The sequence below is a fragment of the Staphylococcus canis genome, from assembly GCF_016238445.1.
Classification (GTDB): domain Bacteria; phylum Bacillota; class Bacilli; order Staphylococcales; family Staphylococcaceae; genus Staphylococcus; species Staphylococcus canis.
This window is the reverse complement of sequence record NZ_JABANU010000018.1, coordinates 19555-43272: the sequence shown is the minus strand read 5'-3', so window position 1 is coordinate 43272 and position 23718 is coordinate 19555. Positions and strand designations below refer to the sequence as shown.

The 23718-nt window shown below is 35.6% G+C and carries 29 protein-coding genes and 1 riboswitch; of the genes, 26 read left to right on the top strand and 3 right to left on the bottom strand.

What is annotated here, in order from left to right:
- The first annotated feature begins 30 nt into the window (after positions 1-30).
- The 18 genes from HHH54_RS07895 (at position 31) to fabZ (ending at position 15085) form a co-directional block, all read left to right on the top strand.
- Positions 31-1080: an L-threonylcarbamoyladenylate synthase gene (locus HHH54_RS07895; protein ID WP_198618304.1), complete on the top strand. Its 1050-nt coding sequence runs from the start codon at positions 31-33 to the stop codon at positions 1078-1080.
- Positions 1080-1505: a low molecular weight protein arginine phosphatase gene (locus HHH54_RS07890; protein ID WP_198618303.1), complete on the top strand. Its 426-nt coding sequence runs from the start codon at positions 1080-1082 to the stop codon at positions 1503-1505. Before HHH54_RS07895 ends, HHH54_RS07890 begins: the two co-directional genes overlap by 1 nt.
- 262 nt (positions 1506-1767) lie before the next feature.
- Complete coding sequence (locus HHH54_RS07885) at positions 1768-2295, top strand: TIGR01440 family protein (RefSeq protein ID WP_198618302.1); 528 nt, start codon at positions 1768-1770, stop codon at positions 2293-2295.
- A gap of 17 nt (positions 2296-2312) precedes the next feature.
- Positions 2313-3551, top strand: a complete 1239-nt coding sequence (glyA, locus tag HHH54_RS07880; protein ID WP_198618301.1) for a serine hydroxymethyltransferase — start codon at positions 2313-2315, stop codon at positions 3549-3551.
- Between the two features lie 22 nt (positions 3552-3573).
- Entirely contained in the window at positions 3574-4203 is a 630-nt protein-coding gene (gene upp / locus HHH54_RS07875; RefSeq protein WP_198618300.1) for a uracil phosphoribosyltransferase, read from the top strand.
- Positions 4204-4228: 25 nt separating this feature from the next.
- A complete protein-coding gene (gene wecB / locus HHH54_RS07870; RefSeq protein ID WP_198618299.1) occupies positions 4229-5362 on the top strand; it encodes a non-hydrolyzing UDP-N-acetylglucosamine 2-epimerase in 1134 nt (377 codons plus the stop codon).
- Positions 5363-5524: 162 nt separating this feature from the next.
- The gene (locus HHH54_RS07865) at positions 5525-5875 is read left to right on the top strand and encodes an ATP synthase subunit I (RefSeq protein ID WP_198618298.1); all 351 of its coding nucleotides are present in this window, start codon (positions 5525-5527) and stop codon (positions 5873-5875) included.
- A gap of 49 nt (positions 5876-5924) precedes the next feature.
- Positions 5925-6641 carry a F0F1 ATP synthase subunit A gene (atpB, locus tag HHH54_RS07860; RefSeq protein ID WP_198618297.1) on the top strand — a complete coding sequence of 239 codons (717 nt, stop codon included), beginning with the start codon at positions 5925-5927 and terminating at the stop codon, positions 6639-6641.
- Between the two features lie 39 nt (positions 6642-6680).
- Positions 6681-6893 carry a F0F1 ATP synthase subunit C gene (gene atpE, locus HHH54_RS07855; RefSeq protein WP_103207316.1) on the top strand — a complete coding sequence of 71 codons (213 nt, stop codon included), beginning with the start codon at positions 6681-6683 and terminating at the stop codon, positions 6891-6893.
- A 291-nt stretch (positions 6894-7184) separates the two neighbouring features.
- Positions 7185-7700 (top strand): F0F1 ATP synthase subunit B, encoded by a 516-nt coding sequence (locus tag HHH54_RS07850; RefSeq protein ID WP_198618296.1) that lies wholly within the window; start codon positions 7185-7187, stop codon positions 7698-7700.
- Positions 7700-8239 (top strand): F0F1 ATP synthase subunit delta, encoded by a 540-nt coding sequence (locus HHH54_RS07845; protein ID WP_198618295.1) that lies wholly within the window; start codon positions 7700-7702, stop codon positions 8237-8239. Before HHH54_RS07850 ends, HHH54_RS07845 begins: the two co-directional genes overlap by 1 nt.
- Before the next feature lie 26 nt (positions 8240-8265).
- On the top strand, positions 8266-9774 hold the full coding sequence (gene atpA, locus HHH54_RS07840; protein ID WP_198618294.1) for a F0F1 ATP synthase subunit alpha: 1509 nt from the start codon (positions 8266-8268) through the stop codon (positions 9772-9774).
- Positions 9775-9806: 32 nt separating this feature from the next.
- Positions 9807-10673, top strand: coding sequence for an ATP synthase F1 subunit gamma (gene atpG, locus HHH54_RS07835; protein ID WP_198618293.1), 867 nt, complete (start codon positions 9807-9809; stop codon positions 10671-10673).
- A 23-nt stretch (positions 10674-10696) separates the two neighbouring features.
- Positions 10697-12109, top strand: coding sequence for a F0F1 ATP synthase subunit beta (atpD, locus tag HHH54_RS07830; RefSeq protein ID WP_198618292.1), 1413 nt, complete (start codon positions 10697-10699; stop codon positions 12107-12109).
- A gap of 22 nt (positions 12110-12131) precedes the next feature.
- On the top strand, positions 12132-12536 hold the full coding sequence (locus tag HHH54_RS07825) for a F0F1 ATP synthase subunit epsilon (RefSeq protein ID WP_198618291.1): 405 nt from the start codon (positions 12132-12134) through the stop codon (positions 12534-12536).
- Between the two features lie 233 nt (positions 12537-12769).
- On the top strand, positions 12770-13003 hold the full coding sequence (locus HHH54_RS07820; protein WP_198618290.1) for a DUF1146 family protein: 234 nt from the start codon (positions 12770-12772) through the stop codon (positions 13001-13003).
- Positions 13004-13185: 182 nt separating this feature from the next.
- Positions 13186-14469: a UDP-N-acetylglucosamine 1-carboxyvinyltransferase gene (gene murA, locus HHH54_RS07815; RefSeq protein WP_198618289.1), complete on the top strand. Its 1284-nt coding sequence runs from the start codon at positions 13186-13188 to the stop codon at positions 14467-14469.
- A 172-nt stretch (positions 14470-14641) separates the two neighbouring features.
- Positions 14642-15085, top strand: a complete 444-nt coding sequence (gene fabZ, locus HHH54_RS07810; protein WP_198618288.1) for a 3-hydroxyacyl-ACP dehydratase FabZ — start codon at positions 14642-14644, stop codon at positions 15083-15085.
- A 94-nt stretch (positions 15086-15179) separates the two neighbouring features.
- On the opposite strand, the gene HHH54_RS07805 is transcribed toward fabZ, so the two are convergent.
- A complete protein-coding gene (locus tag HHH54_RS07805) occupies positions 15180-15635 on the bottom strand; it encodes a YwpF-like family protein (RefSeq protein WP_198618287.1) in 456 nt (151 codons plus the stop codon).
- An 839-nt stretch (positions 15636-16474) separates the two neighbouring features.
- A riboswitch (TPP riboswitch) is annotated at positions 16475-16578 on the top strand.
- 71 nt (positions 16579-16649) lie between these two features.
- Between HHH54_RS07805 and tenA the strand changes: the two genes are divergently transcribed.
- The 5 genes from tenA (at position 16650) to yidC (ending at position 20519) form a co-directional block, all read left to right on the top strand.
- Positions 16650-17339, top strand: coding sequence for a thiaminase II (tenA, locus tag HHH54_RS07800; protein WP_198618286.1), 690 nt, complete (start codon positions 16650-16652; stop codon positions 17337-17339).
- Positions 17332-18138 carry a bifunctional hydroxymethylpyrimidine kinase/phosphomethylpyrimidine kinase gene (gene thiD, locus HHH54_RS07795; RefSeq protein ID WP_198618285.1) on the top strand — a complete coding sequence of 269 codons (807 nt, stop codon included), beginning with the start codon at positions 17332-17334 and terminating at the stop codon, positions 18136-18138. Before tenA ends, thiD begins: the two co-directional genes overlap by 8 nt.
- Before the next feature lies 1 nt (position 18139).
- Positions 18140-18931: a hydroxyethylthiazole kinase gene (gene thiM / locus HHH54_RS07790; protein ID WP_198618284.1), complete on the top strand. Its 792-nt coding sequence runs from the start codon at positions 18140-18142 to the stop codon at positions 18929-18931.
- Between the two features lie 2 nt (positions 18932-18933).
- Positions 18934-19584 carry a thiamine phosphate synthase gene (gene thiE, locus HHH54_RS07785; protein WP_198618283.1) on the top strand — a complete coding sequence of 217 codons (651 nt, stop codon included), beginning with the start codon at positions 18934-18936 and terminating at the stop codon, positions 19582-19584.
- A gap of 74 nt (positions 19585-19658) precedes the next feature.
- Positions 19659-20519, top strand: coding sequence for a membrane protein insertase YidC (gene yidC / locus HHH54_RS07780; protein ID WP_198618282.1), 861 nt, complete (start codon positions 19659-19661; stop codon positions 20517-20519).
- 96 nt (positions 20520-20615) lie between these two features.
- Here the strand turns inward: yidC and HHH54_RS07775 are convergent, their stop codons facing one another.
- The gene (locus tag HHH54_RS07775; protein WP_198618281.1) at positions 20616-21254 is read right to left on the bottom strand and encodes an HD domain-containing protein; all 639 of its coding nucleotides are present in this window, start codon (positions 21252-21254) and stop codon (positions 20616-20618) included.
- Between the two features lie 16 nt (positions 21255-21270).
- Positions 21271-22761: a cardiolipin synthase gene (gene cls, locus HHH54_RS07770; RefSeq protein WP_198618280.1), complete on the bottom strand. Its 1491-nt coding sequence runs from the start codon at positions 22759-22761 to the stop codon at positions 21271-21273.
- Between the two features lie 137 nt (positions 22762-22898).
- Between cls and csoR the strand changes: the two genes are divergently transcribed.
- Genes csoR through HHH54_RS07755 form a run of 3 tightly spaced genes read left to right on the top strand, consistent with a single transcriptional unit; the run spans position 22899 to position 23632 of the window.
- On the top strand, positions 22899-23183 hold the full coding sequence (gene csoR / locus HHH54_RS07765; protein ID WP_198618279.1) for a copper-sensing transcriptional repressor CsoR: 285 nt from the start codon (positions 22899-22901) through the stop codon (positions 23181-23183).
- Positions 23184-23199: 16 nt separating this feature from the next.
- Positions 23200-23424, top strand: coding sequence for a putative copper chaperone CsoZ (csoZ, locus tag HHH54_RS07760; protein ID WP_198618278.1), 225 nt, complete (start codon positions 23200-23202; stop codon positions 23422-23424).
- A 1-nt stretch (position 23425) separates the two neighbouring features.
- On the top strand, positions 23426-23632 hold the full coding sequence (locus HHH54_RS07755; RefSeq protein WP_198618277.1) for a cation transporter: 207 nt from the start codon (positions 23426-23428) through the stop codon (positions 23630-23632).
- Positions 23633-23718: the final 86 nt, after the last annotated feature.

Genomic DNA, 23718 nt, shown 5'->3' with positions numbered 1-23718 from the left:
TAAACTACAACATGAAGAGAGGTGACAGTTTTGAAAGAAACTCAAATTTGGGACGTTCGAGACTTTACGACTACCCTTGAATCTTATCCAAAATTAGATGAAATCATCGAGACCTATCAACAAGGAGGTTTAGTCGTTTTACCAACTGAAACTGTATATGGCTTAGGCGCAGATGCTCGTAACAGTCAAGCCATACAGTCCATCTATCAAGCAAAAGGAAGACCTTCTGATAATCCACTCATTGTACACATATATGAAACTGAACAGTTAGAAGCGTTTGTGAGTGATATTACGCCTTCTACGATTAAATTAATGGAAGCATTTTGGCCTGGGCCTATCACGTTCATTTTACCTGTGAAACATGGGTATTTATCTGACAAAGTTACAGGTGGGCTTGATACTGTAGCAGTTAGAATGCCAAGTCATCCTATTGCACGGACGTTATTGAAGGTTTTAAATATGCCAATCGCGGCACCGAGTGCTAATTTAAGTGGAAGACCTTCTCCTACAACATTTGAACATGTGTATCATGATTTGAATGGGCGAGTAGACGGTATCATTCATTCCACGCAAAGTGAGGCTGGCCTGGAGAGTACGGTTTTAGATTGTACTTCTTTCCCCTTTAAAATTGCACGACCAGGAACAATTACACGTTCTATGCTCAATGAGATACTTCCCAATTCTGTAGATGAAAGCGCAGTAACGTTAACAGAAAAACCAATTGCACCAGGAATGAAGTATAAACATTACGCTCCTGAAACACCACTTAAAATGATTCAACATATTGCTGGGCCGATTCGTCAAAATGCCCATGAAGATTGGTCTGAAGTAGCGTTTATTGTACCCAAAAGTTTACAAAAGTTTATTCCATCATCTGCACATATCATTACTTTAAGTGAAGATACTACAGACGTTTCAAATGCAAATCGCAATTTATACGATACATTACATCAGTTAGACAAATTATCAAATATAAATATGGCGTATATTTATGGGTATCCTGATTCCAATGAAACTGAGGCACTCAACAATAGAATGTTAAAAGCAGTCAATCATCAAATTATAAAGGATGAGTTATAATGAAAATCACTTTTGTGTGTACAGGTAACACTTGTCGTAGTCCAATGGCTGAAGGTATTGCTCGAGCATTACTGCCAGAACATGAAATTGCATCACGAGGCATCACGAGTATAGCAGGAGACCCTATCGCTAAACATACTAAAACTTTGCTCGAGGCAGATGGTTATCCAGTCAAATCTACTGCTGATATTTTAAAATCAGAAGACCTTGAGGCTGATTTGATTCTCACGATGACACATGATCATGCTGAATTAATTCGATTGTTGTATGGAGCGCACGAAAACGTAATGACTTTAACAGAATTTGTAGGTGAAGCGGGCGATGTTAAAGATCCATTTGGTTCAAACTTTGAAGTGTATGAAGCAACATACAATGAACTTAAAGCATTGATTCATATGCTAAAGTCAAAAATTCCTGAAGCTTAAACTCATAATCAGTATATGAAAGTGAAAAAATACGTTATAATATAAACATCTAGCATGTTTTAAGTGTTGAACCATCAACTAGAAACAATGTTGAGCTGGTATGAGCCGTCGTCAAAGTAATGTTTTATCATTTGTGTAATGCGATTTGGTTTCATATCTAAGCCATTTGTTTCAGGTGTAAGTCACACGTATTGTTAAACCATGAGGCTATCAATGTATGGCTCATGAGTGAGGCAGTATTTTACTTATAAGGAGGGGTAACGTGGAAGGATTGCAAACGTTATTAGATGAATTAAAGTCTCAATCGTTTTTCAAAAAGGGAGAAATTTGTGTCGTAGGTTGTTCGACTTCTGAAGTGAATGGACAACGTATTGGTACGGAAGGATCACTTGAAACCGCTAGAGAGATATATGAAGCACTAAGCCAAATCGAAAACGAGACAGGCGTTCATTTTGCATTTCAAGGGTGTGAGCATATCAATCGTGCTATCACTATTGAACGTCAAGCTTTTAATCCTTATACAATGGAAGAAGTTTCGGTTGTACCAGATGTACATGCTGGGGGTTCGTTATCAACACATGCATACCGAAACATGAAAGATCCAATTGTTGTTGAGCATATCCAAGCTCAAAAAGGGATTGATATTGGTCAAACTTTAATTGGCATGCATTTGAAGCATGTGGCTGTACCGGTTCGTACATCAGTCAAAACAATTGGAGAGGCCATTGTAACTGTCGCAACATCACGTCCTAAAAAAATTGGTGGAGAACGTGCAAAATATAATCTTTAAGGAAAGAGGGTATGTCTATGTCTTATATCGAAAAGCAAGATCAAGCTGTCTTTGATGCAATTCAAAATGAATTTAAACGCCAAAATAATAATATTGAGTTAATCGCGTCTGAAAACTTTGTTTCTGAAGCTGTACTTGAAGCACAAGGTTCAGTAATGACGAACAAGTATGCAGAGGGATATCCTGGTCGCCGTTATTATGGTGGTTGTGAGTTTGTGGATCAAACTGAAACATTAGCGATTGAACGCGCAAAAGAAATTTTTAATGCAGATCATGCGAATGTTCAACCGCACTCAGGCTCTCAAGCCAATATGGCAGTATATCTTACAGTACTTGAACATGGTGACACAGTTCTTGGTATGAATTTAAGTCATGGCGGTCACTTAACACACGGTTCACCTGTTAACTTTAGTGGTAAATTCTATAACTTCGTAGAGTATGAAGTGACACGTGAAGAAGAGCGTATTGACTATGAAGAAGTAAGAAAGCTTGCTAAAGCACATCAACCCAAATTAATTGTTGCAGGTGCATCTGCATATTCAAGAGAAATCGATTTTAAGAAGTTTAAAGAGATTGCTGATGAAGTCGGAGCGAAACTCATGGTGGATATGGCACACATCGCAGGCCTAGTCGCAGCAGGTTTACATCAAAATCCAGTCGAATATGCTGATTTTGTAACAACAACAACGCATAAAACATTACGTGGCCCACGTGGTGGTATGATTTTATGTAAAGCTGAATATCAAAAAGACATTGATAAAACTATTTTTCCTGGCATTCAAGGGGGACCTTTAGAACATGTGATTGCTGCTAAAGCTGTTGCATTTGGTGAAGCATTACAACCAGAATTTAAAGCGTATCAACAACAAGTTGTAAAAAATGCTAAAGTACTCGCGACAACTTTACAAAAGAATGATTTTCGTATTGTATCTGGTGGTACGGACAACCATCTTGTTGCTGTAGATGTTAAAGGTTCAGTAGGCATCACAGGTAAAGTAGCAGAAGAAGTTTTAGATGAAATTGGTATTACATGTAATAAAAACACAATACCATTCGATCAAGAAAAACCTTTTGTTACAAGTGGAATCCGTTTAGGTACACCAGCTGCAACAACGCGTGGCTTTGACGAAAAAGCATTTGAAGAAGTCGCACAAATTATCAGTGACGTGCTTAAAAACCATAAAGATCAAAGCGTTATTGATGAAGCAAAATCACGCGTTCGTAAATTAACAGAACGTTATCCTTTATATCATTAATCGTACAAACGGAGGCAATATCATGGGAAATGTACACGTATTAGATCATCCCTTAATTCAACACAAACTCAGTTACATTCGTGACGTCAACACAGGTACGAAAGCTTTTCGTGAACTTGTAGATGAAGTCGGCATGCTTATGGCATATGAAGTAACACGAAACCTAGAGTTAAAAGATGTTGAAATTGAAACACCTGTCACAAAGGCAGTCGCAAAACGCTTATCAGGTAAAAAGTTAGCGTTTGTTCCCATTTTACGAGCAGGCTTGGGTATGACTACAGGTATTCTTAATTTAGTACCAGCTGCACGTATTGGTCACGTTGGCTTATATCGTGATCCAAAAACTTTAGAAGCGGTTGAATATTTTGTGAAGTTACCACAAGATATTGAAGAGCGTGAAATTATTGTAGTAGATCCAATGTTAGCGACAGGTTCATCTGCAATTGAAGCTATTAATTCGTTAAAAAAACGTGGTGCAAACCACATTCGCTTCATGTGTTTAATCGCTGCGCCTGAAGGTGTTGAAAAGCTTCAAAAAGCGCATGAAGATGTCGATATTTATATCGCTGCATTAGATGAACGCTTAGACGAAAATGCGTATATCATTCCAGGTCTTGGAGATGCTGGAGACCGATTATTTGGTACAAAATAATGTGCAAATAAGGAGTTCAATGAAAATGAAGAGAATTATGACAATATTTGGTACGAGACCTGAGGCGATTAAAATGGCCCCGCTTGTATTACAACTTAAAAAAGACGATCAACTTGAGCCGATTGTTGTCGTGACAGCACAACATCGTGAAATGTTAGATTCTGTCCTAGAGACGTTTGATATTAAACCTGATTATGATTTAAATATCATGAAACAAGGTCAAACGTTATCAGAAGTAACTTCAAGAGTATTACTAGGATTAGAAGACGTAATTCAAGAATCAAAACCAGATATGATATTAGTTCATGGTGATACGACAACAACATTCGCTGGTAGTTTAGCAGCGTTCTATAACGAAATTAGTATCGGTCACGTTGAAGCAGGGTTAAGAACATGGCAAAAATACTCACCATTTCCTGAAGAAATGAACCGTCAAATGACAGGTGTTATGGCAGATTTACATTTTGCGCCAACCATCCAAGCACAACGTAATCTACTCAACGAAAATAAAAATAAAGATGCGGTCGTTGTGACAGGTAATACTGCTATTGATGCGATGCGTACAACAGTGGATGAAAATTATGAATCGGAAATCATTCAACGTCATCAAGATAAACGTATTATTTTATTAACAGCGCACCGTCGTGAAAATATTGGACAACCGATGGAAAATATTTTTAAAGCGGCACGTCGTATTGTCGACGTATTTGAGGATGTTGTAATTGTTTATCCTATGCATAAAAATCCAAAAGTACGTGAAATTGCTTATAAACATTTAAGTAATCATGACCGTGTTGAATTAATCGAACCGCTTGAAGTTATGGATTTCCATAATTTTGCGGCACAATCACATCTCATATTGACTGATTCAGGTGGTGTGCAAGAAGAAGCACCATCACTTGGAAAACCTGTTCTAGTACTAAGAGATACAACAGAACGTCCAGAAGGTGTTGAAGCTAAAACATTGAAGTTAGTTGGTACAGAGGAAGAGGACGTTTATCAACATACTAAAACATTATTAACACACCAAGATGAGTATGATGAAATGAGCGTTGCACAAAACCCTTATGGAGATGGACATGCATCAGAGCGTATTTGCGAAAATATTAAATATTATTACGGACTGATCTCAGAAAAGCCAAAACCTTTTGAAGTTTAATTATAAAGCGGGAAAATGTGTCTAAAATGTGACAAATAGTGTGTGAAATCTTATGGCTTTTTAATGCATAATTGACACAATTTTCCCGCTATATTATCATGAAAGTTGTATGCATGGAACGGCTTTCACTAATGTGTATGACACAGAAATGAGGTTTCTATAATGAATCACTTTTATAGAATATTCCAGCCGTTTTTGACATATTATAGTATTGCTTTAATCGCGCTAATAATCCTATATTTATTTCATAAAAGTCCGATTATATTGGGGTTAATCATAGGTATCATCGGTTCATTTATCAATACATGTATATTTGAATATTACTTATGGCAATCTATCAATAAAACAAAAGGGCATATTAAAACGGGTAACATGTGGAGGTACTTGGTAGCCGTGATATGTTGTGTGCTTTGGTTATTGTTTCGTGACAATATACATATTATAGGCATACTTATAGGATTATTAATGTCGTATGTGTTTATCGTGTTTCGTCCTTTGATTAAACAGCGTTGACAGTTTAATTAAAGTCAAAGTATTAAACGAAAAGAGGTGAAATTGAAAGATGGATCATAAAGACCCCATTGTCACTTGGAATCTACTTGGAGTAGATATTAATTTCAACTTATCTACTATTATGATGGTGCTTATCACATCATTGATTGTATTTGTGATTGCTGTATTATGTACACGCAATCTCCAAAAAAGACCTAAAGGTGCTCAAAACTTTATCGAATGGGTATTTGACTTTGTTAGAGGTATTATCGAAAGTAATATGGCATGGTCAAAAGGTGGGCAATTTCACTTTTTAGCAGTTACATTGATATTATTTATCTTTGTAGCGAACATGTTAGGGTTACCATTACAATTCGTTAATAATGAATACTTATGGTGGAAATCGCCAACAGCAGACGCACATGTTACATTAACGTTAGCGACATTAATGATACTGTTAACTCATTATTACGGTATTAAAATGCGCGGTGGTAAAAACTATATGAAAGGCTTTGCACAGCCATATGTTGCATTACTACCAATTAATATATTTGAAGAGTTTGCCTCAACATTAACATTAGGTTTACGTCTTTACGGTAACATTTATGCAGGGGAAATTTTAATTGGTTTACTTGCAGGTGTTACGTTAACATCATTTGGATGGATTATAGGTATTCCTGGTTTAATTATTTGGCAAGGTTTCTCAATCTTTGTAGGCTCTATCCAAGCTTACATTTTCATTATGTTAACAATGGTTTACATGTCACATAAAGTGTCTGACCATTAATTTATATCATTAATTTTAAAAATTTAGGAGGATTTATAAATGAATTTAATCGCAGCAGCAATCGCAATTGGTTTATCAGCTCTTGGGGCAGGTATTGGTAACGGTTTAATCGTTTCTAGAACAGTAGAAGGTGTAGCACGTCAACCAGAAGCACGTACACAATTAATGTCAATTATGTTTATTGGTATTGGTTTAGTTGAGGCACTTCCTATCATCGGTGTAGTTATCACATTCATCGTACTATTCATGTAACGCTAAAGCTTAAGGATAACGAAGAGCGACATAAGACATTTGTTAGGTGTTCTGAATATTTACATAGAACGTACAATTGTCAGAGGGGCTGGGATTAGTTTATACCCTGTCCCTCTATAAAAAAACATTTTTAAGAATGTATATTGGATAACTGAATTTTTATAAAGCAGAGGCTTTTCAATCTTTAGTTATCTTTAATGATGAGGGTGTAGTATTCATTTTAAAACTTAATGACCATCCTCAAATGATTGAGTGACAAAGATGAGATGATTGAAAGGAGTGTACAACGTAGTGACTGCTAACTTATTTACCTTTGCAGCTGGTAGCGGTGTGAATATTGGTGATATTATCGTAACGATGGTAACTTTCATCATTTTACTCGCATTACTGAAAAAGTTTGCATGGGGTCCACTTAAAAAAGTCATGGATGATCGTGAGCATTCAATTAATCAAGATATTGATGATGCTGAAAGAGCAAAATTAAATGCCCAACGATTAGAAGAAGAAAATAGACAAAAATTAAAAGAAACACAAGAAGAAGTTCATAAAATAATTGAAGATGCGAAAGTTCAAGCGCGTCGCCAACAAGAAGAAATCATTCATGAAGCAAATCAACGTGCTAATGGTATGATTGAAACGGCTCAAAGTGAAATTAAAAGTGAAAAAGAGCGTGCATTGGCTGAAATTAACAATCAAGTTTCTGAACTCTCAGTACTGATCGCATCTAAAGTATTACGCAAAGAAATTTCTGAACAAGATCAAAAAGCATTAGTAGAGAAGTACATTAAAGAGGTAGGGGATAAGTAATGGCTAATGTTGCTCGTAAATATGCCCAAGCGCTTTTTGAAGTCTCTATCAAACATAATGTGGTAGAAGAAGTATATCAAGACTTTACAGAAATCTATACGGCTCTTGAAGATAAAATGAATTATTTCAAACAAATTGATCACGAACCTAAAGTAACGATTAATGATCGTCGTAAATTAGTAGATCGTGTTTTCAAAGGAATTAATCCATTTCTATTTAATACATTAAAAGTAGTAGCCGGACATCGCAATTTCCGACTTATTGATGAGATTTATGAATCATTTAAAGATCATTATTATCAACACCATGGTTTAGCTGAAGCACATTTAGAGTCAGCACAACCACTATCAGATGACGAAATCATTCAGGTTAAAGAAGCCTTAATTAATCGTATCGGATTAAATGATTTAATTTTACATGCTGATGTAAATGAGTCTCTTATCGGAGGAATACGCGTAAAAATTGGCACAAAAGTATACGATGGTAGTATCCAAAATGATTTGAATCAGCTCGTTAGAAACTTTAATCGAGCACATTAATACGATGATAAAGAGGAGTGACATAGATGGCCATAAAAGCTGAAGAAATTAGTGCATTACTTCGCTCACAAATCGAAAACTATGAGTCTGAAATGTCTGTGACGGATGTTGGTACTGTTATTCAAATTGGTGACGGTATTGCATTAGTTCACGGATTAAATGATGTAATGGCTGGAGAATTATTAGAATTCCATAATGGTGTTCTTGGATTGGCACAAAACTTAGAAGAAACAAGTGTAGGTGTCGTTATCTTAGGGCCTTTCGATGACATTAAAGAAGGCGATGAAGTGAAACGTACTGGACGTATTATGGAGGTGCCAGTAGGTGAAGCTTTAATTGGTCGTGTTGTGAATCCATTAGGACAACCTATTGATGGTCAAGGTCCAATTCATACAACTAAAACACGTCCAATCGAGAAAAAAGCAACAGGTGTTATGGCTCGTAAATCTGTTGATGAACCACTTCAAACAGGAATTAAAGCGATTGACGCTTTAGTACCAATTGGTCGTGGTCAACGTGAGTTAATTATCGGTGACCGTCAAACAGGTAAAACAACTGTTGCAATTGATACAATTTTAAATCAAAAAGATCAAGATATGATTTGTGTTTACGTTGCAATTGGTCAAAAGGAATCAACAGTACGTGCACAAGTTGAAAAGTTACGTCAAGCTGGCGCATTAGATTACACAATTGTTGTATCTGCATCAGCAGCACAACCTGCACCAATGCTTTATATCGCACCATATGCGGGTGTATCAATGGCAGAAGAATTCATGTTCAATGGTAAACATGTTCTTGTAGTATATGATGATTTAACAAAGCAAGCTGCAGCTTATCGTGAGTTATCATTATTATTACGTCGTCCACCAGGTCGTGAGGCTTACCCAGGTGATGTGTTCTATCTACATAGTCGTTTATTAGAACGTGCAGCGAAGTTAAATGATGATTTAGGCGGCGGTTCAATTACTGCATTGCCATTCGTTGAAACACAAGCCGGTGACATCTCTGCATATGTCCCTACAAACGTAATTTCAATTACAGATGGTCAAATTTTCTTACAATCTGACTTATTCTTCTCTGGTATTCGCCCAGCGATTAATGCTGGTTTATCAGTATCTCGTGTTGGGGGATCTGCTCAAATTAAAGCAATGAAAAAAGTAGCAGGTACATTACGTTTAGACTTAGCGTCATATCGTGAGTTAGAATCATTCGCACAGTTCGGTTCTGATTTAGACGAAGCGACTTCACGTAAATTAGAACGTGGTAAACGTACAGTAGAAGTATTAAAACAAGATCAAAACAAGCCATTACCTGTTGAACATCAAGTTCTAATTATCTACGCATTAACTCGTGGTTATTTAGACGATATTCCTGTTGAGGATATCACAAGATTTGAAGCGGAAATTATTGAATGGGTTAAAATAAATGCAAACGACATTTTCACTGAAATTCGTGAAACTGGTGGTTTACCAGCTGACGAAAAATTTGAATCTGCAATTAATGAATTCAAAAAAAGCTTCAAAGTATCGGAGTAAAGAATCATGAACATAGATAAGGTGGTGAGATAATGGCTTCACTAAAGGAAATAGATTCTCGTATTAATTCAACTAAAAAAATGAAACAAATTACGAGTGCCATGAACATGGTATCTAACTCTAAATTACGTAAAGCAGAACGTAATAATAAAACATTTAGACCCTATATGGAAAAAATGGAAGATGTGATTACAGCTATTGCTGGTTCAAATACAACGTCTTCTCATCCAATGCTTGTTGAGCGCCCGGTTAAACGTGTTGGATATATGGTCATGACAAGTGACCGTGGACTTGCAGGCGCATATAGTGCAAATGTATTGAAAAAGATGATTAGAGATATTGAAGAAAGACACCAAAATCCAGATGAATATCGCATCATCGTTTTAGGACAAATTGGTGCATCATTCTTAAAAGCGCGTGGTTATGAGGTTGTAAACTCATTAACCGACATCCCAGATCAACCTTCATTTAAAGCAGTACAAGCGATTGGAAAACGCGCAATTGATTTATACGCAGATGAAGAGATCGATGAATTGAATATTTACTATAGTCATTATGTCAGTGTCATTGAAAATAAACCAATGCGAAAAAAACTTTTACCATTATCACCTGAAGACTCAAGTTTAGGACATAGTGCTATGTCTTCTTATGAGTTTGAACCTGATAAAGAATCAATACTTAAAATACTATTACCTCAATATATTGAAAGTTTGATTTACGGTATTATTTTAGATGCAAAAACAAGTGAGCATGCTTCAAGAATGAACGCTATGAAGAATGCTTCTGATAATGCGACAGAAATGATTGACGATTTATCATTAGAATATAACCGTGCGCGTCAAGCAGCCATTACACAACAAATTACTGAAATTGTTGGTGGTTCAGCAGCATTAGAATAATTTGATTATAAGGAGGAAATGATATGGGATTAGGCCGTGTAACTCAGGTCATGGGTCCGGTAATTGATGTGCGTTTTGATGAACATGATATTCCAAATATTAATAACGCACTTACAATTGATGTGCCAAGAGATGGCGAAACTGAAAGCTTAACTTTAGAAGTAGCACTCCATTTAGGTGACGATTTAGTACGTACAATCGCAATGGATTCAACAGATGGGATTCAACGTGGAGCAGAAGTAAAAGATACAGGTGCTCCAATCAGTGTACCAGTTGGTGATGCAACATTAGGTCGTGTATTTAACGTACTAGGAGATCATATCGATTTAGATGGTCCAATTGATGCATCTGTACGTCGTGACCCTATTCATAGACAAGCACCACAGTTTGATGAACTATCAACTGAGGTTGAAATTTTAGAAACAGGTATTAAGGTTGTAGACTTACTTGCACCATACATCAAAGGTGGTAAAATCGGTCTTTTCGGTGGTGCCGGTGTAGGTAAAACAGTATTAATTCAAGAGTTAATCAATAACATCGCACAAGAACACGGTGGTATTTCTGTATTCGCTGGTGTAGGTGAAAGAACTCGTGAAGGTAACGACTTATACTACGAAATGAAAGACAGTGGCGTTATTGCGAAAACTGCAATGGTATTTGGTCAAATGAACGAGCCACCTGGTGCACGTATGCGTGTTGCACTTTCAGGTTTAACAATGGCAGAATACTTCCGTGATGAACAAGGACAAGACGTGTTGTTATTTATTGATAACATTTTCCGTTTCACTCAAGCGGGTTCTGAGGTATCAGCATTATTAGGCCGTATGCCTTCTGCCGTTGGTTACCAACCAACATTAGCTACTGAAATGGGTCAATTACAAGAACGTATTACATCAACAACTAAAGGTTCGGTTACATCTATTCAAGCAGTATTCGTACCTGCCGATGACTATACTGACCCAGCACCAGCGACAGCATTTGCTCACTTAGATGCGACTACTAACTTAGAGCGTAAATTAAGTGAGATGGGTATCTATCCAGCGGTAGACCCATTAGCTTCAACTTCTCGTGCACTTGAACCAACAATTGTAGGTCAAGAACACTATGATGTGGCACGTCAAGTTCAATCAACATTACAAAAATATCGTGAATTACAAGACATCATCGCAATTTTAGGTATGGATGAGTTATCTGATGAAGATAAGAAAACAGTTGAACGTGCACGCCGCATTCAATTTTTCTTATCACAAAACTTCCACGTTGCAGAACAATTCACAGGTCAAAAAGGGTCATACGTACCTGTTAAACAAACGGTACAAGACTTCAAAGCGATTTTAGATGGCAAATATGACCATATACCTGAAGATGCTTTCCGTCTTGTTGGTGGCATTGATGATGTTATCGAAAAAGCCAAAGACATGGGTGTTGAAGTTTAAAACAAATTAGGAGGCTTGGATAATGAAAACATTAACCTTAGATATCGTCACTCCTAATGGTTCTGTTTATAGAGAAAGCGATGCTGAAATCGTTGTCTTACAAACTACAGCAGGCGAAATGGGTGTGATGTACGGTCACATTCCGACGGTTACACCATTAAAAATCGGTCATGTTAAAGTGACACGAAATGGTCAATCGGATTATATAGCTGTTACTGAAGGATTTGCCGAAGTACGTCGAGAAAAAGTAAATATTCTTGTACAAGCAGCTGAATCTGCTGATGATATTGATTTAGAACGTGCAAAATCAGCAAAAGAGCGTGCGACTTTCTATTTAGATGGTGATCAAGACGATACCGATCTGAAACGTGCAGAACGTGCACTTAAACGTGCAGAAAATCGTATTGAAGTTGCGAAGTATAAATAATAGAAAAAGGTTCGATGGGTTAGCTCATCGAACCTTTTTGTATTATATGAAATTTTCATAAATTATAACTATACATATGCTATTGAAAAAGGTATCATGTAAATTGTGTGACTTTTGAGTAAGATGCTTCAGAAGTATGGAAACATCGATACTAAAACCACTATTATTAGGATTTGCATGTAAAATCATGTAAAATTAAAGAAAGATAGTTAAGTGAAAGGACAATAAATGTCATGGATTATTTAGGACAATTTGCAATCGTACACCTCATTTTACATGTGATATGTATTTGTATTGCATATTGGTCGCTTCATGCGATTCGTTTAGATCAATTTTTTAAAAAAGGTTATACAGCACAGCTTCAAATCTTAATGATTTTTATTGCTGTATTAATTGGTACAGCTGTGAGTAATTTTTTAGTTGATTTATTATATTTTTCAACTCAAATTAAGTATTTATTCAGTTGATTTAAATTTTACACTCGATTGAAGCATATGACGCATGACATACTTAATTTCTAGCTTTAACTACATATGAAATTTTGAAAATGAAAAAGATATACATGAAAAGATTCAATAGTTAGTTTATAAAAGATGCAAAGCGTTGTTATCTTAAACTATTGAATGGTATCAAAGTGGAGGATTAAAAAATGGACAAAATCGTAGTACAAGGCGGACATAAATTAACAGGAGAAGTTCAAGTAGAAGGTGCAAAAAATGCGGTACTACCTATTATCACAGCTTCTTTATTAGCAAGTGAAAATCAAAGTGAACTCATTAATGTACCAGCACTGAGCGATGTTGAAACCATTAACAATGTGTTACGTGTTTTAAATGCTAAAATTAAATATAACGAAAAAAAGCAATCAGTAACAGTGGATGCGACAGCTGAATTAAATGAAGAAGCGCCTTATGAATATGTGAGCAAAATGCGTGCGAGTATTTTAGTAATGGGACCACTTCTTGCGAGACTAGGTCGTGCTAAGGTTGCGTTACCAGGAGGCTGTGCAATTGGTTCAAGACCGATTGAACAACATTTAAAAGGTTTTGAAGCACTGGGTGCAGAAATCCACCAAGAAGCTGGATTTATTTTCGCTGAGGCTCCTCAAGGTCTAGTGGGTAATGAAATTCATCTTGATTTTCCAAGTGTAGGTGCTACACAAAATATTATGATGGCCGCTGCTCTTGCTAAAGGGCGTACAGTAATGGAAAACGTTGCACGCGAACCGGAAATCGTCGACTTAGCGAATTACATCAATGAAATGGGTGGAGACGTTAAAGGTGCAGGCACTGACACAATCATTATTAATGGTGTAGATACATTAAAAGGTGTACAACACGCGATTATTCCAGACCGTATTGAAGCAGGCACATTGATGATTGCTGCAGCGATTACAAGAGGAGATGTACTTGTTAAAGGTGCGATTAAAGAACATATGACAAGTCTTGTTTATAAACTTGAAGAAATGGGCGTAGAGCTTACATTTAATGAAGAAGGTGTGCGTGTAACTGCTCCTGAAAAGTTAGAGCCAGTTGATATTAAAACATTACCGCATCCTGGATTTCCGACTGATATGCAATCTCAAATGATGGCTTTATTATTAACAGCAGAAGGGCATAAAGTCATTACAGAAACTGTTTTTGAAAATCGATTTATGCATGTTGGAGAATTTAATAGAATGAACGCGCACATTTCTGTAGAAGGTCGAAGTGCAAAAATTGAAGGACGTAGTGCGTTACAAGGTGCAGAGGTTAAAGCAACTGACTTAAGAGCAGCAGCAGCACTTATATTAGCAGGACTTGTTGCTGAAGGTGAAACAACTGTAACAGAACTTAAACATCTTGATCGTGGTTACGTGAATTTCCATGGAAAGTTAAAATCACTCGGTGCACATATCGAAAGAGTTAACGCTGATGAAAAGCAAAAAGCTTAACTCAGTTTTTGAATTTTTTGGTATTAAAGTCCTAATGTTTTTTCTACTTTGTATAATTGTCATGTTTATTGGAGTAATTACAGGATTTATTATTAATTATGATAGTGTACTCAAAGTAGTTGATTTCAAGCTATGGCAATACATTTTTGAGATTATTGGAGGCACGTAATTTATGGAAACGATTTTTGATTATAATGAAATTAAAAAGATAATCCCACATCGCCAACCATTTTTATTAATTGATAAAGTGATTGAATATGAAGCAGGCCAAAGATGTGTGGCAATTAAACAAGTATCAGGAAATGAACCTTTCTTCCAAGGACATTTTCCAGAATATGCAGTGATGCCTGGCGTACTAATTACAGAGGCGCTAGCTCAAACAGGTGCTGTTGCTCTACTCAATAGCGAAGATAATAAAGGAAAATTAGCACTGTTTGCAGGTATTGATAAATGTAGATTTAAAAGACAAGTGACACCTGGAGATACTCTAAGATTAGAAGTTGAGATTACTAAAATGAAAGGCCCGATAGGAAAAGGTACAGCAAAAGCTACTGTAGACGGCCAAGTAGCATGTTCATGCGAATTAACATTCGCGTTACAAGATCCTAATGGGTAAAAATAAGAACGGAAATTTCAAGTATGAAGTTTCCGTTCTTTATTTATGTAGACAGTGACTACGATATATCATGATTATTTTTAATTTAATAAAACTAATCGTTTTCCTCATTTTGTGACTGACGCTCGTCTTTTAAGCGTGGTTTAGATTGCATCATACGATTGAAAGTTGTAATTAATTCCTCCCCTTCTAAGCCTTCATGAACAAGCTGTTCTAGTAAGCTTTCAGCGTATACTTGTCTTAATGTGTAAATATGACATTCAAATACTACTGAAATTGTATCTTTTAAAGGAGTAATGTGTTTAATCGTTGCATCAAATAAAGCAGGGTCATTAGATGGGCGTGTAATGACAACACGAATATCTAATAATGTTTCGTCTTGAAGATATTGCTCCATTTGCTCTTTATGCATATCTGAAATGACAATTTCTAAAAGCCATCCTGTACCACTATTTTCTTTATTGATAATAACACCATCATATAATTCATATTCTGTAACACTTTGATTATCAGAGACAATTTGAAAACGAACTGCTTTAAAAGTTTTCATGGAGTCACCACCTTAAAAATTTTTGAAATTCTACGAAAAATCAAATTCTAGACCTATTATACATCAGAATTTAAAAAAATACTTCCAACCCCTTAATTTCTGAGGGTATTTTACCTTTAGAAATTCATCTTCTGAACTTTGTCAGATCAGTTTTCTTTGAGGTATGATAAACACAGCAAAGGAGGTTAGAAAAAATGAGTACCGATACTGACATTATTGTTGAAGCACTTTAAGTATGTCAAATTACGATTACATTTTATTCTAATCAAACCGTTAGTGTGATTAAACGATAGGCGACGGTGATTGGAAAGTAACATGCTATAAATTATTAGCATAAATATTTGAATCGTTAAAATATTTAAATTGAGGTTAGTAAGATAATCATGACAATAATGTTAAATATAATAACGGTAGTTCAAAAAGTTACAAGGATATATTGGGATAAGCATGAATGTTTTAAATAGTCGCTATGGCAAAGAAAATAAGAGCAAAAATATATCATGTGTTGATATAGTAACAAGTCCGTTCTGTTAAATTCATAAAGAATTCTATGTAACAAGTCACTTGAATCACAAAGAATTATAATAAAATATTGTTTCTGCATTGTTATTTGAGGATGACTCCGAGTACGACGATGGATGTAATTTTTATTACTCACCTATTAAGCAATTTAACATGGTTATGAGTGTAGAGTAGGAGGATTTAAGCGCGCAAAATATAATGGAGTTCACTGGATAATGAATCTTCTTGACGTAATCTCCTTCGCTCTACCATACATATTTCGAATATTTGATATTTTAACTACTTTTTGATAAATTTAATTTAAATTAAATTGAATATGAGACTACTAGGGGAGCCGATTGAGGCTGAGATGCATAATAATGTAAGACTCTTTGAACCTGATATGGATGGTACCATCGTAGGGAAGTAGTTACGCATAACTTTTACTATAAGTATGCCGTAAAGACTGCGATGGATAGCGTAGTCTTTTTTTATAGTAAAGGAGATAGAAAAATGGATTTTGTGAATACACTCAAAAAAGAAGCAGCACCGATTATTGATGCAATATATCATGATAATTTCATTCAGAGTTTGCTTAAAGGAGATGTATCGAAGGCAGCAATCAAACACTATTTACGAGCGGATTCACGTTATTTGAATGAATTCGCTAAAATATATGCTTTATTAATTCTAAAAATAGACTCAAAAGAAGAAATCCAATTTTTAACTGAGCAAATTCAATTTGCGTCGTCTGGCGAAGTTGAGGCACATCATACATTAGCTCAATACGTTGGAGAAGACTACAATCAAATTATTAAAGATGGTGAGTGGTATCCAACTGCAGATCATTATATTAAACATATGTACTATAATGCTTTTGCATATGATCATATTGCCTATACACTAGCAGCAATGGCACCATGTCCATATGTATATCAACAAATTGGAAAGCGTGCAATTAAAGAAAATGCAGTTTCAGAGGATAATCCACTAAAGCCTTGGTTTGAATTTTATGCAACTGAAATGGATACATTAATGGATTATATTGATCAATGGTTCAATCAATATGCAGAACAATTTGATACAAAACATCAAGATATTTTAAAACGAAATTTCTTACAAAGTACAGTACATGAACGTAACTTTTTCAATATGGCTTACAATCAAGAAAAATGGGATTTTGGAGGAGAGTTAAATGAATAAACCGAAAATAGCTTTAACAATTGCAGGTACTGATCCAAGCGGTGGCGCTGGAGCAATGGCCGATTTAAAATCTTTTCATGCATGTGGTGTCTATGGTATGGCAGCTATCACAAGTATTGTGGCGCAAAACTCATTAGGTGTACAACATATTCATAATTTAGATCCAGAATGGTTAGAAGAGCAATTAGAAAGTGTATTTAATGATGAAATGCCACAAGCTATGAAAACAGGTATGGTTCCAACGCCTGAAATGATGACGCTCATTGAGACATATTTAAAGAAAATTAATATTCCTTATGTGATTGACCCAGTGATGGTTGCGAAAAGTGGTGACTCATTAATGGATCAGCAAGTGAGAGATCGTTTGAAAACGACGTTACTACCGTATGCGGATGTTGCGACGCCGAATGTTCCAGAAGCTGAAGAAATCGTTCAATTTAAATTAGATAGTGTAGATCGCATACATGAAGCGGGTCGATTCTTTATTAATGAAATAGGTTCTAAAGGCGTTGTGATTAAAGGGGGTCACTTAGAAGGTGACGCGGTTGATTATTTATTTACTAAAGAAGGTCATTATGAATTCCAAAATGATCGCTATCCAACAAAACATACACACGGTACAGGATGTACATTTTCAGCTGTAATTACTGCTGAATTAGCTAAAGGAAAGTCAATCTATGATGCGGTGCATAAAGCTAAGAAATTTATTTCATTAGCAATTAAACACACACCTGAAATAGGTAAAGGCCGTGGCCCTGTTAATCACTTTGCTTACCAACAAGAGAATGGGTGGGATTAATATGCACTTTTTATCACAAGTACGTGACGCACATCCATTAGTTGTATGTTATACCAACGATGTAGTAAAAAACTTTACAGCGAATGGCTTACTCAGTTTAGGCGCAAGTCCTGCGATGAGTGAAGCACCTGAAGAAGCGGATGACTTTTTTAAAGTTACTAGTGCTTTACTCATTAATATTGGAACGCTTACAAATGATCGTGGAGAAGATATGTTAAAAATAGCAAAATCAGCAAATACAGCAGGTGTTCCAGTTGTTTTTGACCCTGTAGCAGTAGGCGCATCTCAATATCGTAAAAATTATTGCAAACAATTTTTAAACGAAATAGATGTTTCTGTGATTAAAGGTAATGCATCTGAAATGCTTGCGCTCATTGATGATAACGCAACGATGAAGGGGACGGACAGTCAAGACAATCTTGATGTGGTAGAGATTGCACAAAAGGCACACGAAATTTTTCAAACGGCTATAGTTATTTCAGGAGAAAAAGATATCATAGCTCAAAATGGACATGTTGTAGAATTATCAAATGGTACACCTATGTTTACTAAAATTACAGGAGCGGGTTGCTTATTAGGAGCAGTTGTCGCAAGCTTTTTATTAGGTGAAACGCAACCTTCTATTACGCAATTAGAAGAAGCAGTTTCATATTATAATATTGCAGCAGAGCATGCTTTATTAACTGAAGGTGCGGACTTACCTGGTACGTTTTTAGTACGCTTTATTGATGAACTCAATCAAGTAACTGCACAATCTTATCAAAGTGAGATTAAAAAAAGAGAAGTGAGTTAATTATGAAATTTAATCGTGAATTTTTAAAAGTATATTTTATTGCTGGAACTCAAGATATTAAAAAAGGTACATTGGAAGATATTTTAGAGGAAGCTTTAAAATCTGGTATTACAATGTATCAATTCAGAGAAAAGGGACCTTCCGCTTTAACTGGAGAGGCTAAAAAAGAAAAAGCAATTCAATTAAAAGCGTTATGTCATCAGTATAATGTTCCTTTTATTGTTAATGATGATGTATCTCTTGCGATTGAAATAGATGCTGATGGCGTACATGTAGGTCAAGATGACTTGAAAGTTGAACAATTTTATTCGAAACTGGCAAATAAAATTATTGGGTTAAGTGTAGGAAGTTTTGAGGAATATGATCAGTCAGACCTGACACATGTAGATTATATCGGTGTTGGACCGGTTTATGCAACAAGTTCTAAAGACGATGCGAAAACGCCTGGCGGTGTCGCATTAATTCGTCGTATGCGTGAATATGATCCAGAGATTCCGATTGTAGCAATTGGAGGCATTACAGAAGAAAATGTAACTTCAATTATTAAAAATGGCGCAGATGGCATTGCAACGATTTCTTCGATTACGCATAGTCAAAATATTGAAGACTCTGTGTCACGATACCTAGAAAATTTTAATTCGTATCATAAATAGCCGAATAATGTTTCCCCATCATACATTTATATGATAAAATGTCACTTATGTGAATAATATTTTGAGGTGGGAAAATGAAGAACAAAGCGCTATTAGCGACGTTACTTGGTGTCGTTTTATTACTAGCCGGTTGTGATTATAGTAAACCAGAAAATCGTAATGGTTTTTTCTATAATACGTTCGTTCAACCGATGGACCATTTAATTCATTGGTTAGGGCAAAATTTAAATAATAATTATGGTCTTGCGATCATCATTATCGTGTTAGTTGTACGTATTGTATTGTTACCATTCATGTTGTCAAACTATAAAAACATGCACAATATGCGCGAAAAAATGAAAATTGCTAAGCCTGATATTACTGAAGCGCAAGAAAAGGTTAAACGTGCACGTACACCAGAAGATAAGATGGCAGCAAACCAAGAGATGATGCAGGTATACAAAAAGTATAATCTTAATCCAGCAGCTACAATGCTTGGGTGTTTACCTCTAATCATCCAAATGCCTATCATTATGGGCTTATACTTTGTCCTTAGATATCCATCTGGTGGCGGAATTACTAAGTACTCTGACTTTTTATGGTTCCAACTTGATAAACCAGATATTTGGATTACGATTATTGCCGGTGTTTTATATTTCTTCCAAGCTTATGTATCACTATCTAACATGCCTCAAGAGCAACGTCAGATGGGTTATATGATGATGATTATATCACCAATTATGATCATCTGGATTTCATTTAGCTCAGCAGCGGCATTAGGACTTTACTGGTCAGTATCTGCAGCATTCCTTGTTGTACAAACATACGTTGCTAATAAAGTCTATAGTAAAAAGGCGAAGGAAGAGGTTGCACCTTTACTTGCGAAACTCGAAGCAGAGAAAAATCCTAAAACAGGAAAAAATACGCAAGTGGTGTCTAAGAAAAAGAAAAAATAAATTACGAGTTACTATAAAAAAAAGAGATTGTAACAGCTTTCTTTAATTTTCGAAAGCAATGTTCAATCTCTTTTTTATTTGTAGTATATAAATGGTTTAAGACCATTCATTAAAAAACTGTTTTAAAAAGTTTTCAACGAAGTGGTGCCGTTCTTCAGCAATGCGTTGACCTTTAGGCGTATTCATGAGATTTTTCAGTTTAAGTAGTTTTTCAAAAGCATGTTTAACAGCTGAAGCTGGCATGTCACTGTAATCTTCTTTTTCTTTCATTTCTTCATAAGTTAAATGACCGGTCCACATCGGTTCTTTGAAATATCCACCAAATTGAAAAGTACGTGCAATACCTATTGCGCCAATTGCATCAAGTCTGTCTGCATCTTGTACGATTTTAGCTTCGATTGACTTAAGGGATGAGACTTCGTGTCTTTTTCTAAAGCTGATATGTGAAATAATATAAATAATAGCGTCTTGGTCTTGTTGCGTTACATGAATTGAACTTAAAAAGCTTTTTAATGCTTCCAAGGTAATTGCATGTTCCTTCAATTTATCATCTACAGTATCATGTAGTAATGCCGCCATTTCAATAATAAATAGATTAGCTTCTGGATAATCTTTTGCAATATGGACTGCAAGTGTTTGAACACGATGGATGTGTGCCATATCGTGTCCTGTAGCGTCATGGTTATGAACCTTTTCAACAAAACGTCGTGTTGCATTAATTTGATCTGTATGCATAGTAGGATGTCCTTTCTCATAAAATAGGTGATAACAATTGACTTATTGCTTCTTTAAACTTTATCCAAAGTCCTCGAGATTGATATTTGTGCTGCGTGAGTTCTGTACAGTAATTTAAATCCGCTTCAAAACTCTCACGTACTTCTTTAGCGAGTTGTTCATTATACACAAAGGCATTAACTTCAAAGTTAAGCGTGAAACTACGATTGTCCATATTTGTCGTCCCGACACTTGTAATTTCGTCATCAATTGTTAAAGTCTTTGCGTGTAAAAAACCATTTTGATATAAATAGACTTTTGCACCAGCTTCTAATAAACTTGCTACATTTTTATAGGTAGCCCAATATACAAATGGGTGATCTGGTTTGCACGGAATCATAATATGAACATCAATGCCGCCTAGTGCTGCGATTTTAACAGCATCCATGAATGCATCATCTGGAACAAAATAAGGTGTTTGTATATAAATTGCTTTTTGAGCCATTGAAATCATTTTAAGATAGCCATATTTAATTTGTTCCCATGATTCATCTGGTCCACTTGATGCAATTTGAACGCCAATATTACCAGGTTTATTAGAGGTATTATCAGGAAAGTATTTACTTTCATAAGCAATGTTGTCACGACGTGCATGTGAATTCCAATCTAAGATAAAGCGCAATTGTAATGCATTAACCGCTTCTCCTGTAATACGTAAATGTGTATCTCGCCAATAACCAAAACGTCGTGATAGCCCTAAATATTCTTTTCCTACGTTAAAGCCACCTACGTATCCAATCACACCATCAATTACTACAATTTTACGATGATTACGATTATTCATTCGTAAGTTGATTAATGGGAGCTTCGAAGGGAAAAAAGCTTCAACCTTACCACCCTTTGCTGTGAAGGATTTAAAGTCACGCAAAGTTAATGAACGGGACCCCATATCGTCATACAGCATTTTCACCTCAAGTCCTTCTTCTAACTTCTCTTCTAGTAGCGTTAAAATACTTTCACCTAATTCATCATTTCTGAATATATAGTATTGAATATGTACATAATGTTTTGCCTTTCGAATATCCGCTTTCAATTGATTAAATTTAGCATATCCATCGGTGAGAAGTTGTATCTCATTGTTATTCGTATAGAATGCAGCATTATTATAAAGCAACATTTGAATCATATTGTTGTATTTTTGAATATGAGGATTATCATGGTCAAATTCACCTTTTTTAAGTAGATCTAATTGTTGGTTCACAATACGTTCTAATCCTTTACGGTCTCGTCGATCTAATTTAAAAATCGATTTGCGCTGAATTTGTCGTCCAAAAAGTAAATAGATCATAAATCCTAATAATGGCATTAGTCCTAAAACGAGTATCCAAGCCCAAATCGATCCTGCACTACGACGCTCCATAAATATAATGGTAAAAACAAATACTAAATTTAACAAAAAAGCACCGATAAAAATATAATTCATCACTTTATTTATATCGAGCTGATATGAAAGTAATACATCTACCATGAGAGTCCTCCCCATTTGTTTCTTGGTCATATTGTATCACTTTTACCTCAATGAAGATATGGCGTCATTTGACACATACCTATATAGGGTATATCATAGTAGATGAATACAAAACAGTAATGAGGAGTTTTGTGATTATGGAACATGCACATCATTCTGATGACATTAAACGAAATCTCAAATCACGTTTAAATCGTATAGAAGGACAAGTACGTGCGATTAATCGTATGATTGATGAAGATGTTTATTGTGACGATGTTTTAACTCAAATCAGAGCAACACGTTCTGCATTAAATAGCGTTGCTACTAAATTGTTAGACCACCATATGAAAGGGTGTATTATGCACAAGATTGAAAGTGGTTCCGAACAAGAAGCAATGGAAGAATTACTAGTAACATTTCAAAAGTTAATGAAAGATTAAAAGGAGTTCATCTAAGATGCATGAAAGTCAAATTAAAGTGAGTGACCTCAATACAATTGAAGACAAAGAAAAAATCATTTCACGTTTATCTGAGATGATAGGTGTCATCGATGTACAAGTTGATGAAAGTGCGCAATTAATTTCTCTTCGTTACGATACACCGATGAATTTAAACACACTTGAAAAAGAAGTATATGACGCAGGATTTCCTGTAATTGATTCATTTGAAGGAGGACATTAAAATGGAAAATCACACTATTTTAGTTGAAGGTATGAGTTGTAGTCATTGCAAAGCAGCTGTAGAAGAAGCAGTGAGTGGCAATCAGGATGTAGTTTCTGTAGAAGCATTTCCAAATGAAAACAAAGTTGATGTTGCGATTCGTGATAAACAAGCATTAGATGATGTAAAACAACGTATATACGACGCAGGATACGATGTGAAATCATAATAAATACAAGCGGGATTGAGCTTAAACGATTGTAACACTTGTTTATCTCTTCCCGCTTTATTTTAAAGAAAATATACCCCGTATTG

Bases quoted from the DNA above. Each gene is read 5' to 3' on its own strand.
- atpG (WP_198618293.1), top strand. From the start codon at position 9,807: ATGGCTTCACTAAAGGAAATAGATTCTCGTATTAATTCAACTAAAAAA.
- atpB (WP_198618297.1), top strand. From the start codon at position 5,925: ATGGATCATAAAGACCCCATTGTCACTTGGAATCTACTTGGAGTAGAT.
- atpD (WP_198618292.1), top strand. From the start codon at position 10,697: ATGGGATTAGGCCGTGTAACTCAGGTCATGGGTCCGGTAATTGATGTG.
- upp (WP_198618300.1), top strand. From the start codon at position 3,574: ATGGGAAATGTACACGTATTAGATCATCCCTTAATTCAACACAAACTC.
- csoR (WP_198618279.1), top strand. From the start codon at position 22,899: ATGGAACATGCACATCATTCTGATGACATTAAACGAAATCTCAAATCA.
- fabZ (WP_198618288.1), top strand. From the start codon at position 14,642: ATGGAAACGATTTTTGATTATAATGAAATTAAAAAGATAATCCCACAT.
- HHH54_RS07805 (WP_198618287.1), bottom strand. From the start codon at position 15,635: ATGAAAACTTTTAAAGCAGTTCGTTTTCAAATTGTCTCTGATAATCAA.
- HHH54_RS07820 (WP_198618290.1), top strand. From the start codon at position 12,770: ATGGATTATTTAGGACAATTTGCAATCGTACACCTCATTTTACATGTG.
- HHH54_RS07775 (WP_198618281.1), bottom strand. From the start codon at position 21,254: ATGCATACAGATCAAATTAATGCAACACGACGTTTTGTTGAAAAGGTT.
- thiD (WP_198618285.1), top strand. From the start codon at position 17,332: ATGAATAAACCGAAAATAGCTTTAACAATTGCAGGTACTGATCCAAGC.
- glyA (WP_198618301.1), top strand. From the start codon at position 2,313: ATGTCTTATATCGAAAAGCAAGATCAAGCTGTCTTTGATGCAATTCAA.
- cls (WP_198618280.1), bottom strand. From the start codon at position 22,761: ATGGTAGATGTATTACTTTCATATCAGCTCGATATAAATAAAGTGATG.
- atpE (WP_103207316.1), top strand. From the start codon at position 6,681: ATGAATTTAATCGCAGCAGCAATCGCAATTGGTTTATCAGCTCTTGGG.
- HHH54_RS07825 (WP_198618291.1), top strand. From the start codon at position 12,132: ATGAAAACATTAACCTTAGATATCGTCACTCCTAATGGTTCTGTTTAT.
- atpA (WP_198618294.1), top strand. From the start codon at position 8,266: ATGGCCATAAAAGCTGAAGAAATTAGTGCATTACTTCGCTCACAAATC.
- HHH54_RS07755 (WP_198618277.1), top strand. From the start codon at position 23,426: ATGGAAAATCACACTATTTTAGTTGAAGGTATGAGTTGTAGTCATTGC.
- wecB (WP_198618299.1), top strand. From the start codon at position 4,229: ATGAAGAGAATTATGACAATATTTGGTACGAGACCTGAGGCGATTAAA.
- thiM (WP_198618284.1), top strand. From the start codon at position 18,140: ATGCACTTTTTATCACAAGTACGTGACGCACATCCATTAGTTGTATGT.
- yidC (WP_198618282.1), top strand. From the start codon at position 19,659: ATGAAGAACAAAGCGCTATTAGCGACGTTACTTGGTGTCGTTTTATTA.
- tenA (WP_198618286.1), top strand. From the start codon at position 16,650: ATGGATTTTGTGAATACACTCAAAAAAGAAGCAGCACCGATTATTGAT.
- murA (WP_198618289.1), top strand. From the start codon at position 13,186: ATGGACAAAATCGTAGTACAAGGCGGACATAAATTAACAGGAGAAGTT.
- HHH54_RS07890 (WP_198618303.1), top strand. From the start codon at position 1,080: ATGAAAATCACTTTTGTGTGTACAGGTAACACTTGTCGTAGTCCAATG.
- csoZ (WP_198618278.1), top strand. From the start codon at position 23,200: ATGCATGAAAGTCAAATTAAAGTGAGTGACCTCAATACAATTGAAGAC.
- HHH54_RS07845 (WP_198618295.1), top strand. From the start codon at position 7,700: ATGGCTAATGTTGCTCGTAAATATGCCCAAGCGCTTTTTGAAGTCTCT.
- thiE (WP_198618283.1), top strand. From the start codon at position 18,934: ATGAAATTTAATCGTGAATTTTTAAAAGTATATTTTATTGCTGGAACT.
- HHH54_RS07865 (WP_198618298.1), top strand. From the start codon at position 5,525: ATGAATCACTTTTATAGAATATTCCAGCCGTTTTTGACATATTATAGT.